Below are 12,900 nucleotides of genomic sequence, written 5' to 3'. Positions count from 1 at the left end.
ACTTGTGACAGCCCGCTTTCAATACGAAAGCGTCATGAGTTGCCTGTTCAGAATTTGTGCATCCCTCCCTGCCGTGCCGTCCACACTAACTAACGGCAAACTAAAGGCAGACGCTTATCAGTATGTTATCAAATTGATAATTTGAATGATGTTTTATTAAATTCCCACCAAAACGAGAGATGGATCACACTTTCATCACCGTTATCGGAAGCAGACCAAGCAAAACTGAGTCCTTTATTCTCTGGGTCACTCGCGCAAATAATCAACAGAAAGCATATGAAAAAGTAAAATGGTCCACTGCTAACACAAAAATAAACATAAAAGACCAATTTGATCGTCAATATGCAGTCATAAAACATACAATAGAAACATTTAGACACATTTTTATCTTGTTTATAGTGTTAACAATAGCGTAACCTCCCGCACCGATTAAGATGCCCATTGACGGGTACATGACGTAAGAATGGAGGTCGTGATGCATTCGAGTGCTTCACAAAAACAGTTGAATACCAAAAAAACGCTCTTTACGCGTTTTCTGGATACAGTGGAGTGGCTGGGTAACCTGCTACCGCACCCTATCACCCTTTTCGCCCTGTTCAGCCTGGCAATCCTGATTGCTTCCGGCATTGCCGGCTACTTCGGCGTTTCAGTGCCAGACCCGCGCCCGGAAGGCGCCCCGGGACGTGCTGCCGACGGTATGATCCACGTGATCAGCCTGATGAACGCCGAAGGTCTGCAAATGATTGTGGCCAATCTGGTGAAAAACTTTACGGGCTTTGCCCCGCTGGGCACCGTGCTGGTGGCCATGCTGGGCGTCGCGATTGCAGAATATTCTGGCTTACTTTCTGCTGCAATGCGCGGACTGGTCATGGGCGCGTCGCGTCGCATGGTAACTCTGGTGGTGGTATTTGCCGGTATCATTTCCAATACAGCATCTGAGCTGGGCTATGTGGTCCTGATCCCGCTGGCTGCCATGCTGTTCCACTCGCTGGGCCGTCACCCGCTGGCGGGTCTGGCCGCGGCTTTTGCCGGTGTTTCCGGTGGCTACAGTGCCAACCTGCTGCTGGGCACAGTGGATCCCCTGCTGTCCGGGATTACCCAGACGGCCGCGCAAATGATTGACCCGACCTATCAGGTTGGTCCGGAAGTCAACTGGTACTTCATGTTTGCCTCAACGTTCGCGATCACCATCATGGGTGCCTTTGTGACCGAGAAAATTGTGGAGCCGAAACTGGGCACTTACAATGTCGAGGAAGCCAGCGACGATCTGGGCAAAGACAAAATGGGCGCACTGACGGATCTGGAAAAGAAAGGTCTGAAAATCGCAGGACTGGCGGCACTGGCAGTGTCTGCCCTGCTGGCGCTGACGATCGTGCCGGAAAACGGCATCCTGCGTCATCCTGAGACCGGTCTGGTGGCGGGTTCGCCTTTCCTGAAAGGTATTGTGGCTTTCATCTTTGTGTTCTTCGCCATCCCGGGCTTTGCGTACGGTAAAGTCGTTGGCACCATGAAGACAGATCGCGACGTGATCAGTGCAATGTCGGCTTCCATGTCGTCCATGGGCATGTATATCGTGCTGGTGTTCTTTGCCGCTCAGTTTGTGGCATTTTTCAAGTGGACCAACTTCGGCCAGGTCTTTGCCGTAGCGGGTGCAGACATGCTGCAGTCCATCGGTCTGACCGGACCGATGCTGTTCTTCGCCTTCATTCTGATGTGCGGCTTCATCAACCTGATGATTGGTTCCGCCTCAGCACAGTGGGCCGTAACCGCGCCGATCTTCGTGCCGATGCTGATGCTGGTCGGCTATGCGCCGGAAACCATTCAGGCGGCGTACCGTATCGGTGACTCAGTCACCAATATCATCACTCCGATGATGAGCTACTTCGGTATGATTCTGGCGGTGGCGACCCGTTACCAGAAGAATCTGGGACTGGGAACCCTGATTGCCACCATGCTGCCGTATTCCATGGTCTTTGTGGTCGGCTGGAGCCTGATGTTCTATGTCTGGGTGTTTGTACTCGGGATCCCGGTCGGTCCGGGCGCAGCGACCTATTACAACATCGGCGGCTAACCCTGCTTCCCCCTGAAACGACAAACCGGGCAAATGCCCGGTTTTGTTTTTCCTCTTTTCCCTCAACGGGATACACAGATCATTTCTGATACGGGATCTGATAGCTGGTCAGCCAGCGCAGCGTCTGGTGATACACATTGGCGACCTGAGCTTCATTCATCCCCAGCCGCTGGCAATACCGGGCCGTACTTTCCCAGTCGGCATTGTCATAGGCATCGAGCAGATTCAGAATATCGCCCAGCGGCCCTTGCCGCAGCAACAAGGCGCTGTGCACTTCCTCAGACAGGGGTAACAGCTCCAGCAATTTAGGCAGCGGCTTGTCGAGCAGGGCATCAAGCAGCGAAAACATCCCGGCCAGAAACGCCTGATCACTGTTCAGGGCAATGCCGCTTCCTCTGGCCAGCTCTTCGCACATCCGTGCCCGCTGCAACGACAGAATATACAGCTCGCGTGGTTTGCGAATCGAAGCGTGCGCCGCGGCCACCACAGAGACAAACAGCTTAATTTTCTCCTCGCCCAGATAGACCAGCGCCTGCTTAAAGTTACCGATAGGCGATAAGGTTCTGTGGGCGGCGGAATTGACATAGCGCAGCAAGAGATAAGACAGAGACACGTCGCTGGCAATAATGCGCTCGACACGGGGAAAGTCGACCGGGGTACGGCTGATTTCCCGCAGCAGCCTCAGGGTCGTCAGGGTTTCAGGGGTCACCTGACGGTTTTTCAGCAGCTCAGGCTTACTGAAATAATAGCCCTGAAACAGATGAAAACCGGCAGCCCGGGCGGCTTCAAACTCTTCGCGGCTTTCGACTTTTTCGGCCAGAAATTTCAGGCGGCGATTCTCATGCTGGGCCACAAAGGCACAGGCGCGTTGACAACCCAGCTTGATGAAATCGAGCTTGATCAAATGCACGTAGGGCATGAATCGCTGCCAGGCCGGATGCAGATCAAAATCATCCAGCGCGATGGTATAACCCTGCTTGTTCAGATGGCGTATCGCCGCAAACAGCTCATCATCCGGGGTGCAGGTTTCCAGCACTTCGATCACGACCTTGTGCCGCGGCAGCAATAACGGCAGCAATTTGACCAGGCTGTCATAGGGAAAATTGATAAAGGTACGCTGGCTGGCGGTTGCCAGATCATCACCGACCGCCATGTAGTTTTCCACCAGCAAACGGCTGGTGGCCGTATTGGCTTCGATGTCCGGAAAAGCATTCTGCTCCCCATCACGAAACAGCAGTTCATAACCAACGGTTCTCTGCTGGCGGTTCAAGATAGGTTGACGAGCAACGTAGGCGTACATATTGGGGAAATTAATGATCCTGTCCGGTGGAAGACAATAACAATAATAGAATGGCAGCAGATTTTATGCCGTATCCAAAACCATCAACACTTTACGTTATACTGGAACATATTACTAATTCCTTTATCACGCCACCAAGAGCGGACAAATGTTGGACAAGCTTCCCATGACTCAAGGATTTTCTTTTGCCCTCCCGGCCGGGGCGATCAGCATGGAACCCGATTTTGCAGCCACCATGGCAGGACCGGTCGCCGAGTGCTGGGCCCAGCGCCGGCAAAGCCAGTTCGCCGGTGTCGGCGGCGTGCCCATTGCCTGGATGAGCCTGACCGGATTCAGCGCAGACAGAGCCATCGTGCTGGTCAACGGCCGGGTCGAAACCTTCCATAAATACCAGGAACTGTGCTGGGAGCTGACCCGTCAGGGCTATGATGTCTATGCCCTGGATCACAGAGGTCAGGGCTGCTCCGGCCGCTTGACCCCGGACAGCCAGCTCGGCCATGTGGAAGAATTTGCCGATTACGTCAGCGATCTTCATACCTTTGTCGAGACCATCATCAAACCCGCGGGCTACCCGCAGCTCTTTATGCTCGGCCATTCGATGGGCGGCACAGTCACCAGCCTGTATCTGGCCCAGTATCCGGATGAGATTGCAGCCGCCGTGCTGAGCGCCCCGATGCACGGCATCAAAGTCAGCCACTGGATGAAACCGATTGCCTCGCCGCTGGCCAGGGTTGCCGAGCAGCTCCAGCGTCAGCCCGGTTATGCACCAGGCCAGGCGCCTTATTACCCCAAACCTTTTGCCGATAATCCCTTGTGCCAGAGCCAGTGCCGCTATGAGTGGTTTCGCCAGTTATATGAAGATCACCCTGAATTAAAGCTCGGCGGCCCCAGCTCCCGCTGGGTCTGGCAGGCATTGGGCGCCGCCCGCCAGTCGGTGGCCCTGGCCGGTCAGATCCGCTGTCCGGTACTGCTGCTGCAAAATGAACAAGACACTATCGTCGACAACCGGGCGCAGAACCTGTTTTACCAGCAGATCAAACAGGCCGGCGGTCAGTGCCAGGTGAAGGTGATCAAGGGCGCCCGCCATGAAGTGCTGTTCGAGCAGGACTCGCAGCGGGTTGAGGCAGTTACGGCGATGCTGGCGCACTTCGCCCGGTTCAGCAAACCGGCGGCAGCCGAGACCCCGCGGGTCGCCAATAGTCAGCCAGGCTGAACCCAGACTGACTGGAATAGCGGAAAAAACCGGGGTCGCAGATTAGCCTCTTTTCTTGATCCCAATCTGGTTTACACTGCCGGTGTAGGTCAATCACCCGGCTGGCCCGAACGGTGCAGCCAATCAAAGAAAGAGATGCGCCATGTATAAAATTGTTGCTTCAGATCTCGACGGTACTTTGCTGACACCTGATCATAAAATCGCTCCTTTCACCAAAGAGGTGCTCCAGCAGTTGCACCAGCAAGGCAAAGATTTCGTCTTCGCAACCGGCCGCCACCATGTCGATGTGGCCGAAATGCGCGAGCAACTGGGCATTCCGGCGTTCATGATCACCTCCAACGGCGCACGGGTTCACACCTGTCAGGGTGAAGTCCTGTTCCAGCAGGATGTGCAACCTGAGGTGATCCTGGAGTTGATGGCACTCACCAAAGACGAGCCGGACTTACGCATCCATATCTACCGTCATGACGACTGGCTGCTCAACATTGAAGATGCGTATCTGCGTGATTTCCACCAAACCTTTACCTACAAACTGTTCGACGTGAACAACCCGCCGCTGGATGGCGTGGCGAAGGTATTCTTTACCCGTGATGATAAAGACCACGACAAGCTGGTCGTGCTCGAAGACAAGTTCCGCGCTGTCTTTGGCGAGCGTGCCAGCATCGCCTTTTCCACCCCCTGGTGTCTGGAAGTGATGGATATCGGAGTGTCGAAAGGTCATGCGCTGGCCGCGGTTGCCGAAGCGAAGGGCTATGCGCTGACAGACTGTATCGCCTTTGGTGACGGCATGAATGATGTGGAAATGCTGAGCATGGCCGGCAAAGGTCTGGTGATGGGCACCGCCCACCACAAAGTGATGGCAGCTCTGCCGGACAACGGCGTGATTGGCTCCTGTGCCGACGAAGCCGTGGCGCATTATCTGGCCGAACATCTGCTGTAATCCGCTTTTCCCGAGTCCTTTTCAAGGGGAGGGAATAATCAGTGCTTCAGCAAACTCGGTACGATCCCTCCCCCTTTTCAAGGGGGAGGCTAGGAGGGGGTTATACGGCACAAACGCTAAATCCGCGCCCGCCGCTCGAACCCCACCCTCACCCTCTCCTTGCCAAGGGGAGGGAATATTCAAACAATCAACCACGACACCCGTGCGTTAAAACTGCCCGGTCATGCGCAGCACTTCCTGCCACTGCTGCTCCGTGACCGGCATGATGCTGAGGCGGTTGCCGCGCTGTACCAGCGGCATTTCATGCAGCGCATCATTGGCTTTGATGCGTTTCAGCGTGACCAGACGCAGATGACGCACATATTCAATATCGACCATCACCCAGCGCGGATTGGCAGGATCGGATTTCGGGTCGAAATACGGGCTGTCGGGATCAAACTGAAAATGATCCGGATAGGCTTCGCGCACCACTTTGGCGATCCCCACCACCCCAATGTCTTTGCACGAGGAGTGATAGATAAAGACCTGGTCACCCACTTTAACCTCATCACGCATCATGTTGCGCGCCTGATAGTTACGAACGCCTTCCCAGCAAGCCACATTCATCTGCTTGAGCGTATCAATCGAGAAAGTATCCGGTTCCGTTTTGAATAACCAATAAGCCATATTGCATCCTGTTGTCGTGATTTTGTGGGATCAGCGCAGTAACATCTGAGGTCACAGACTCAAGAATACCATAAGCGATGACAACCATGAGCGCCGAACCTGCTCCGCAAAATGCGTCACCCTGCCCGAATTGCGGCTTTGTTCAAAATTGTATCTGCCATGCCGGGGTTCGCCTGCACACTCAGGCAATCTTTGTGCTGCTCACCCACAGCAAGGAATTTGGCAAAGACACCAATACCGGCGCCCTGATGGCCAGAACGCTGCCGCATTGCCAGCGCCTGCTTTGGTCTCGCACTGAGCCGCCCGAAACCTTGCTGACGCTGATCGCCAGCAACGAGATCCAGCCCTGGCTGCTGTTTCCGGCCGACGACGCTCATCCCGCAGTCCCCTTTGTGCGCGAAACGGGCAAGACTCCTTTATTCATTCTGCTCGACGCCACCTGGCAGGAAGCACGCAAGATGGTGCGCAAAAGCCCTTGGCTGACTAAGCTGCCCCGGCTCAGCCTGACTCTGGATCGCGACTCCGCTTACTCACTGCGCCGCAATCAGCAGACAGGCCATCTGTGCACCTGCGAAACAGGCATCGCCCTGCTGGAACTGCTGGGAGAGCACCAGGATGCCAAGGCGTTACAGCAGTATTTCGACGCTTTTCTGACGGCCTTTCCGGCGGAAAAAGCGGGCATCCGCGTCGCCGGACAGCGCCATAATGGCGCAGCGCCTCACAGGCTGCATCTCACAGAATAGTATTTAACTTTGCCGGTTTCTTGCGCACAGCCCTGAGTCGCTCTATATTAAAACCGACTGGTCAGTCGGTTTATGGAAAAACCGGCTGGCATTCTCTGATACTGAACCGCATGTACGCGGTTCACTCTGTCAAAACAGGAGATAGGGATGACCTTTGCCACTGCGAGCCAAGACAGCCAGCAGATTTTCACGATGCAGCGACTGTTTCACACCCAGCGCAATGAGTACCTGACTCAGACCATGCCGGACTATGCCAGCCGGATCGCCAAGCTCAAACGGCTCAAGGCCGCCTTGCTGGAGAACAAAGACGCCCTGTGTGACGCCCTGTCTGCCGACTTCGGCCACCGCAGCCATCAGGATACCCTGCTGAGCGACATCCTGCCCTGTGTCCAGCAAATCAACTACACCATCAAGCGCCTGAAGAAATGGATGCGGCCGTCGCGCCGCCACGCCGGTCTGCTCTTGATGCCAGCCAAAGTGGAAGTCATTTACCAGCCGGTCGGTGTGGTCGGGATCGTGGTGCCCTGGAATTTCCCGGTCATGCTGAGTATCGGCCCGTTGATCCCGGCGCTGGCAGCCGGCAACCGCGCCATGATTAAGCTGAGTGAATTCACCCCGCAAACCAACCAGGTCATGACTGCCCTGCTAGCAGCGATTTTCGATGACACTGAGGTCGTCGTCATTGAAGGAGAGGCCGACATCGCGGCGGCCTTTACGGCCCTGCCGTTTGATCACCTGTTGTTTACCGGCTCCACCGCCGTCGGCCGCCATGTCATGCGCGCCGCGGCGGACAACCTCACCCCGGTTACGCTGGAGCTGGGCGGTAAATCGCCGACCCTGATCGCCCCGGATGCCGATATGCCGCAGGCGGTTGAGCGGATGATTTTCGGCAAATGTCTGAATGCGGGCCAGATCTGCGTGGCACCGGATTACGTTTTAGTCCCGGAAGGCAAAGAAGAGGCGTTCATTACCGAGTTCAAGAAACAATTTACGCAAATGTATCCGCAAGGCGTGCACAGCCAGGACTTTACCTCAGTCGTCAACCAGCGCCAGTTCGACCGCCTGAGCCAGTGGCTGGCAGAAGCCGCGCAGAAAAACACCCGGATCGAAACCGTCCACCCGGACGCCATCAACCCCGGTGCACACCGTATGGTGCCGCATGTGCTGGTCAATCCGAGCGACAGCCTGACTCTGATGCAAGAAGAGATCTTCGGCCCCTTGCTGCCGGTGATCACCTACAGCAACATCGACGAAGCCCTGCAGTACATCCAGCAGCGCCCCCGTCCGCTGGCCTTGTATCTGATGACCCAGGACAAAGCCCTGCAGGAGCGCGTGAAGTCTGATGTCCACGCCGGTGGCATGGCGATCAATGATTCTGTGTTCCACGTCGCGGCCGACGATGCGCCCTTCGGCGGTATCGGGCCGTCAGGCATGGGCCATTATCACGGCAAGGAAGGCTTTCTGACCTTTTCCAAAGCCAAAACCGTGCTGACCAAAGGCCGCATCAATACCGCCAAACTGGCCGTACCGCCTTTCACCGGCTGGCGAGCCACAGTGCAAAAGCTGATGATGGCTTTCTTCTTGCGCTAAACCTGTATTATGCTGGCTCACCCCAATGAGCCAGTTTCTCCACTGACAGCGAGCTATGAGCCAGAATAAGAAGCAACAATTGTTAGATGCCGCCCTGACCCTCTTTACTCAGCATGGGATTCAGGCCACCGCCACTGCCAAGATTGCCAAAGCCGCCGGGGTAGCCAATGGCACGCTGTTCCATCACTTTGCCAGCAAGCAGGTGTTGGTCGAAACCCTGTATCTGAGCATCAAAGCAGACATGGCAACGGCCCTGACACCGCCGGACACCAGCCTGAGCGTGCAGGCGCAGTTGCAGCATATCTGGCAAGCCGCCATCAGCTGGGGGCTGGCCCATCCGCAGCAGTTCCAATTCCTGCGCCAGATGGCCAGCGATCCGCAGTACCTGCTCAGCCAGCAGCATGCCATGCTCAGCCAGGCCCTGCCTTTCCTGCCGCAGCTGCTCGAACAAGGCCAACAGCAAGGGGAACTGGCCGACTGGCCGCGCGCCCTGATGCTCAACACCTGCCACAGCCTGTTTTTATCCACCGTCAGCCTGTTTGCCGAGCAGCCCGCGCTGGCGGCCGATCCCGCCTCACGTCAGGCGGCATTTGAGATGTTGTGGCACGGCATGGCCCGGCGAACCTGATCACCAACACTTTGGCGATAAAAAATTCTTCTTTATCGCGACTTTTCATATATTTCTGACGCAAATTTCACGCTTGCTTCACCTTCTCTTCGTTATTCTGACTTCACAGACAGCACGATGACAGCGGCAAACCGTGACTCAGCTGTCATACTGAAAACAGTCGCTGCTCCATGAGTCCGATAACGGAGAACCCAGTCATGAAAAAAGTGATCTTCTTATTCGCCACGCTGGCCCTGCCCCTGACCGCGATCGCCGCTCAGGGCGGCTACACAGGACCGAACGAAACCCAAGGCGCCAGCGCAACCGTCGCTCAGGCAATGCAGGCCAAAGACGACACGCACGTCACCCTGACCGGCCACATCGTCGCCTCACTCGGCGATGAAGACTACCGCTTCAAAGACAGCACCGGCGAAATGATTGTCGAAATCGACAACCACCTGTGGGGCGATCTGCAAGTCGGCCCGGAAACCCAGGTTACCCTGATGGGCGAAGTCGACAAAGACCTCAACGGCACCACAGTGGATGTCAACAGCGTACAGATTGGGCAGTAAGCCTGCTCGTTCCATGGGATACCCCAGCTTTCACAATAAAACTGGGGTATCAGTTAAAACGTTTATCGGCGGTAATTTCCCTTAACTTCCCAGCCCTATTAATAATCCACACGCCCCTCATTTTTCACATCAAGATTGTATATTATTAATTTCTTTCACTTTCCTCTTTGATATCATTTACATCTCAATTCTATTTAAGATGCACACCAATGAAAAAGAAATTAATTGCAGGACTATTTTTAGCGATATCCACATCAGCAAGAGCAGAAATTGTAAACACCCAGCTTGGTTTAATCACTGAAATCACTAGTTGGGCAGAAGCTGAATACATTCCGTCTGTAGATGGTGATACCTTAATAAAGTTAACTACAGGACTCGTTGAATGCCCTAGCGGCGTCTACATACAGCATTCCGAATATTCTGATAAGTTACTTTCCATGGCGATGGCGGCATATGTTTCAAGTCAGACGGTTCGTTTCCAAGTCTGGAATGATGCTGAGAAGTTTTGGAAAGGTTCAAAAGACAATTTTTGCAAGGTGCGTAGTGTTCGTTTAACCAAAGTATAAATACCGTCTGTTACAAACCAATGATTATTCATTTAGAGTGCTTTACACCGAAGAGGCAAGATAACATTGTTGTTGTATACCTCAAGTAAGGATTTCATATGAAAATCAGGCACATTTTCGTTACAGCAATGCTCGCTCTTTTTTCTGTATCTTCATTTGCCAATGCGCCCGTTTACCGGGACGGTTGGCAGTGGAACACCAATGTATCTATTCAGTTTATTTACGGATTTTGGAATAACAACAGTACGCAGGTACGTTTCAGCAATGGTGAATTCTGCTACATCAAATCCACGGAAAAAGAGCTGCTTTCCATTGTACTTGCAATGCGTGCCCAGAATGCTGTGGGTGATTTTGTTTGTGCGAAAGATGCAGACTCGACCGTTGACGGAAAAGATTCCCGTCACTTACACAGGGTCCGATTTTAATGAAAAATTTATCAACTTGTTTGTTCTTACTCTTGCCGCTGCTGAGTTTTCACCTGCAAGCAGCAAGTCACTCTCAAGATAATGGCGTGATAAGCCGGGTCTTTGTCAGTGCTGAAGGCGCAGTTGCAGCCCAACTAAAAGGCGGCTTTCCAAGGGCGATCTCAGATAATCAATGCCCGGAAAACAATGGCTGGGCCGGGCTCCGTATGGCTGATAACACCATCAAATCGGCCATTCTGGCAGCTAAAACCGCCAACCTCTCTGTCACCATTACAATTGAAGGTTGCGAAGGTCCTTGGTTTAAAATAAAAGATATATACCTGAACTAAATCTCAAGCCCGTGAGTAATATCCACGGGCTGATTTGGCAAGTCGGTTAATTAAATGAGACATACTTGATGTCTTCACCATCACCCCAACGCATACAGGTTCCAGCACCTTCAATATAAACGGCTTTTCCGCTGGCTTTGGCTGCCAATAACAGGCTGTACTGCGACTTTCCGTATGTGCTGTTTTCGTCTTTTATTATCCAATATTTATAGTCCTTTGCGCACTCTGCACGATTAACGATATCACCATGAATATAGACATAATGCAGGCCATCATCCCTGACGATGATACGCGATACCGTGCCAGTCACTGAGCCGGCAAAAACAAGTGAAGAGGAGATAAGCAAAAATGCAGAAATAAACAGCTTCATCACACTGGAGTTTTTCATTACTTCATTGATCCTATATACACAGGTACAGGTGCGCTGCCATAAGTAGCTAATGTGCTGCAGTCGCCCGAGCCTGGGTAGTAAAATATCGCTTTGGCGTACGATTTTTGAATATTTTGTAACATGCTGGTCCACATCGCGCAGGTGGTGATACCCACACCTTGTCTTTCTGAGTTCAAATTACAAATATAGGTGTACTCATTTCTGCCGGAATGCAGCACATTCACACTGCCGTTTGCGTATACCAGCACGCGATTGACTTCAACTTCACAGCTAAATTCTGCCAACGCGGTTGTCGAAAAAAACAGAGATAAAACCGCTATCATCTTTTTGAACATTCGTTCTTACCTCAGCCTCATGATTCTACGGAACACACTGTTATTACTATCCCATGCTTCACAACTTCCCACGTTGGTATAGGAAACCGTAATTGAAGTACCAGCAGTTTTGGCTGCCAAGAGCATCGAATACATTCTCGATCTTGCCTCACTGGACAAGGTATTACTGATTGCAAACACATGTTTATCAGAACATTCAGCGACGTCCTGGCCATTGTTATCCAAGAAAACCAGAATGGTTTCTGTGGCCGCATACGTGGCAATATTCAATACTTTCCCTGTTGTATCAATCCAATACTCTGATGAAAAAGCATTCGATGACAGACATAAAGCAATCAGTATTAAAATGTGTTTTTTCATCATATGTCCCTATCGGATATGTAAGCCTGTTGCCGTACATTTTTCATTATCGTCTTTCTTATAATAAATCCTGACCACCTTGAACCCAGCACTCTTCGCTGCCAGGACCTGCGAAAACATAGCTTTGCCCGATTCTGTAGAAAGGTCCAGATACATAATATTCCACTTACACCCAGTTAAAACTTCCGCAGTATAAAACCCTGCCGTTGTTGTAGCTTCAGAAAATGTTTGGGTGATAGTGAAAGCCTGGTTAAATTCAGGATCAACTTGTTCTGCAAATACAGAGAATGGCAAAGCAATTATTACCATGAAACTTAACATTAATTTTTTCATATTATTCACAACCTTTCCCAATATTCATTTTTATGCAAACTAAGCATCATCAGTAAATATGTAATTGTTAGACATTTCTTTTGACTATTTACCCTATTGGTAATTGATCGCATAAAGATGACAGTACTTACCCGTTTGAGAACCCGGCCAAATTTCATCAGGTAATCCATACACCACAACACGCGATTTTGCGTGAAATGCGGCAATTAACATTGACAAATTAGCATCAAAACCCGGATCCGTTTTTCTTAACCAATATCCGCTTGGACAAGATGTCGTCTCTGACTCTGCAAGCCTGAAGATAACATCCCCTCCGCCATATTCAGAATAGGAATGTATCATTTTTATTGTTGATGCGCCTGAACCGACGTAATTTACATCAAACGCATAGGATTTTATAGATACAAATACCATTAAAATGGCAAAGATTTGCCTCATCATCATCTCCAAAAAATTCTT

At 52.1% G+C, this 12,900-nt stretch carries 17 protein-coding genes; 10 read left to right on the top strand and 7 right to left on the bottom strand.

The window, feature by feature from the left end; genetic code table 11:
* Positions 1–475: 475 nt before the first annotated feature.
* Complete coding sequence (locus P4S53_RS09810; RefSeq protein ID WP_337112547.1) at positions 476–2,071, top strand: AbgT family transporter; 1,596 nt, start codon at positions 476–478, stop codon at positions 2,069–2,071.
* Between the two features lie 79 nt (positions 2,072–2,150).
* Here the strand turns inward: P4S53_RS09810 and P4S53_RS09805 are convergent, their stop codons facing one another.
* Entirely contained in the window at positions 2,151–3,371 is a 1,221-nt protein-coding gene (locus P4S53_RS09805; RefSeq protein WP_337112546.1) for an EAL and HDOD domain-containing protein, read from the bottom strand.
* A gap of 148 nt (positions 3,372–3,519) precedes the next feature.
* On the opposite strand from P4S53_RS09805, the gene P4S53_RS09800 reads away from it, so the two are divergent.
* Both P4S53_RS09800 and P4S53_RS09795 read left to right on the top strand, forming a co-directional pair.
* A complete protein-coding gene (locus tag P4S53_RS09800; RefSeq protein WP_337112545.1) occupies positions 3,520–4,584 on the top strand; it encodes an alpha/beta fold hydrolase in 1,065 nt (354 codons plus the stop codon).
* A gap of 142 nt (positions 4,585–4,726) precedes the next feature.
* Positions 4,727–5,524, top strand: coding sequence for a Cof-type HAD-IIB family hydrolase (locus P4S53_RS09795; protein ID WP_337112544.1), 798 nt, complete (start codon positions 4,727–4,729; stop codon positions 5,522–5,524).
* A 207-nt stretch (positions 5,525–5,731) separates the two neighbouring features.
* Here P4S53_RS09795 and P4S53_RS09790 read toward each other — a convergent pair whose 3' ends face one another.
* Positions 5,732–6,190 (bottom strand): EVE domain-containing protein, encoded by a 459-nt coding sequence (locus tag P4S53_RS09790; protein WP_046220450.1) that lies wholly within the window; start codon positions 6,188–6,190, stop codon positions 5,732–5,734.
* Between the two features lie 77 nt (positions 6,191–6,267).
* On the opposite strand from P4S53_RS09790, the gene P4S53_RS09785 reads away from it, so the two are divergent.
* The 7 genes from P4S53_RS09785 to P4S53_RS09755 all read left to right on the top strand — a co-directional run bounded on the left by P4S53_RS09785 (position 6,268) and on the right by P4S53_RS09755 (position 11,022).
* A complete protein-coding gene (locus P4S53_RS09785; RefSeq protein WP_337112543.1) occupies positions 6,268–6,933 on the top strand; it encodes a tRNA-uridine aminocarboxypropyltransferase in 666 nt (221 codons plus the stop codon).
* A gap of 147 nt (positions 6,934–7,080) precedes the next feature.
* Complete coding sequence (locus tag P4S53_RS09780) at positions 7,081–8,523, top strand: coniferyl aldehyde dehydrogenase (RefSeq protein WP_442958657.1); 1,443 nt, start codon at positions 7,081–7,083, stop codon at positions 8,521–8,523.
* A 55-nt stretch (positions 8,524–8,578) separates the two neighbouring features.
* Positions 8,579–9,151, top strand: a complete 573-nt coding sequence (locus P4S53_RS09775; protein ID WP_337112542.1) for a TetR/AcrR family transcriptional regulator — start codon at positions 8,579–8,581, stop codon at positions 9,149–9,151.
* Between the two features lie 197 nt (positions 9,152–9,348).
* Complete coding sequence (locus tag P4S53_RS09770) at positions 9,349–9,702, top strand: YgiW/YdeI family stress tolerance OB fold protein (protein ID WP_337112541.1); 354 nt, start codon at positions 9,349–9,351, stop codon at positions 9,700–9,702.
* 209 nt (positions 9,703–9,911) lie between these two features.
* The gene (locus P4S53_RS09765) at positions 9,912–10,268 is read left to right on the top strand and encodes a hypothetical protein (protein ID WP_337112540.1); all 357 of its coding nucleotides are present in this window, start codon (positions 9,912–9,914) and stop codon (positions 10,266–10,268) included.
* 98 nt (positions 10,269–10,366) lie between these two features.
* A complete protein-coding gene (locus tag P4S53_RS09760; protein ID WP_337112539.1) occupies positions 10,367–10,693 on the top strand; it encodes a hypothetical protein in 327 nt (108 codons plus the stop codon).
* Complete coding sequence (locus P4S53_RS09755) at positions 10,693–11,022, top strand: hypothetical protein (RefSeq protein ID WP_337112538.1); 330 nt, start codon at positions 10,693–10,695, stop codon at positions 11,020–11,022. The genes P4S53_RS09760 and P4S53_RS09755 overlap by 1 nt, the downstream gene beginning before the upstream one ends.
* A 46-nt stretch (positions 11,023–11,068) precedes the next feature.
* Here the strand turns inward: P4S53_RS09755 and P4S53_RS09750 are convergent, their stop codons facing one another.
* From P4S53_RS09750 to P4S53_RS09730, 5 genes are all read right to left on the bottom strand, one after another.
* Positions 11,069–11,410 carry a hypothetical protein gene (locus P4S53_RS09750; RefSeq protein WP_337112537.1) on the bottom strand — a complete coding sequence of 114 codons (342 nt, stop codon included), beginning with the start codon at positions 11,408–11,410 and terminating at the stop codon, positions 11,069–11,071.
* Positions 11,410–11,748 carry a hypothetical protein gene (locus P4S53_RS09745; protein WP_337112536.1) on the bottom strand — a complete coding sequence of 113 codons (339 nt, stop codon included), beginning with the start codon at positions 11,746–11,748 and terminating at the stop codon, positions 11,410–11,412. The genes P4S53_RS09750 and P4S53_RS09745 overlap by 1 nt, the downstream gene beginning before the upstream one ends.
* Before the next feature lie 6 nt (positions 11,749–11,754).
* Positions 11,755–12,108 (bottom strand): hypothetical protein, encoded by a 354-nt coding sequence (locus P4S53_RS09740; protein WP_337112535.1) that lies wholly within the window; start codon positions 12,106–12,108, stop codon positions 11,755–11,757.
* A gap of 9 nt (positions 12,109–12,117) precedes the next feature.
* On the bottom strand, positions 12,118–12,441 hold the full coding sequence (locus tag P4S53_RS09735; RefSeq protein ID WP_337112534.1) for a hypothetical protein: 324 nt from the start codon (positions 12,439–12,441) through the stop codon (positions 12,118–12,120).
* Between the two features lie 93 nt (positions 12,442–12,534).
* The gene (locus P4S53_RS09730; protein WP_337112533.1) at positions 12,535–12,879 is read right to left on the bottom strand and encodes a hypothetical protein; all 345 of its coding nucleotides are present in this window, start codon (positions 12,877–12,879) and stop codon (positions 12,535–12,537) included.
* Positions 12,880–12,900: the final 21 nt, after the last annotated feature.

Source organism: Photobacterium sp. Hal280 (assembly GCF_037162255.1).
Taxonomy (GTDB): Bacteria; Pseudomonadota; Gammaproteobacteria; order Enterobacterales; family Vibrionaceae; genus Photobacterium.
This window is presented reverse-complemented; position numbering and strand designations above follow the sequence as displayed.